This is a genomic window from Erythrobacter donghaensis (assembly GCF_001557325.1).
GTDB lineage: Bacteria > Pseudomonadota > Alphaproteobacteria > Sphingomonadales > Sphingomonadaceae > Erythrobacter > Erythrobacter donghaensis_B.
Genome location: NZ_LSJS01000164.1, coordinates 1 through 900 on the forward strand (window position 1 = coordinate 1; position 900 = coordinate 900).

Consider the following 900-nt stretch of genomic DNA (forward strand, 5'->3'; position numbering starts at 1 on the left):
AAAGCCGGCGCGATGCCGAACGGGTGCTGTGCTCGCCGCGGCCTGAGCTGGCGCTACATATGGCCTATTCGGGTCTGGCGCTCGCCAATCCCAAACCCTGCGACACGAGCGGCCTCGATGCCAACGAGGCCTTCGCCCGGGCACACGGCTTTGGCGGCACGCCGGTGATCGTGCGCCCCGCCGATGGCGCCGTTCTCGAAGGCTTCCGGCCTGCCGCTGTGCTCCGGGACTTCCTGCGCGCTGGCCCCTCCCGGGCTCCCACCCCAGCTCCGAAAGGATAACCCCATGCGGTTTCCATCACGTCTTCTTGTCTGCGCCTGCCTGGCCGGCTTCTCCAGTGGCTGCGCCACGTTCGGCACCAATGTCGAAGGCGACTTCACCTGCCGGGCGCCCAAGGGCGACTGCGCACCGGCCCACGTCATCGATGCCAAGGCAACGAACATTCTGTCGGCGGGCACGACGCCTCATGCCGAGACACGCTCCCGGTCGGGCGTGGTGGAGGCTGACACCACGCGTACGGCGGAGCGGACCCTGCGGGTCGTCTTCCCAGCGCATGTCGATGAAGCAGGAACGCTCCATGATGAAGCGGTCGCCTGGACAGTCGTCGACAACCCGCGCTGGGCAACCGAACTCCGCCGCAAGGCGGGCGAGGACAAGAGCGGGGCCGTCATGCGCCAGGTCCGCCGGCAGTTGAAGGCCGCTCAAGCTGCGTCGGCACACGAAGCCGCAGACGGACACTCGGATGCTACCGTCGATCTTGCATCGCCCTTTTCATCCGCGCCCACGAACGGGACCAGCACCCTGGAGACCCCGGGCACTGATGCCCCCAGTTCCGAAAATGCAGTTTCAGATGCCTCGCCGCTGGTCCTCCCCTCCACGGCGCGCGAGGCCGTTGCCGGT

At 67.8% G+C, this 900-nt stretch carries 1 protein-coding gene and 1 pseudogene; both read left to right on the forward strand.

Features of this window, described 5'->3' with window-relative positions; genetic code table 11:
* Positions 1 to 281, forward strand: a pseudogene (locus AX692_RS09605) (DsbC family protein); the annotation flags it as partial.
* Between the two features lie 4 nt (positions 282 to 285).
* The coding region (locus tag AX692_RS19020) for a TraV family lipoprotein (protein ID WP_073975754.1) at positions 286 to 900 on the forward strand (615 nt) is incomplete at its 3' end.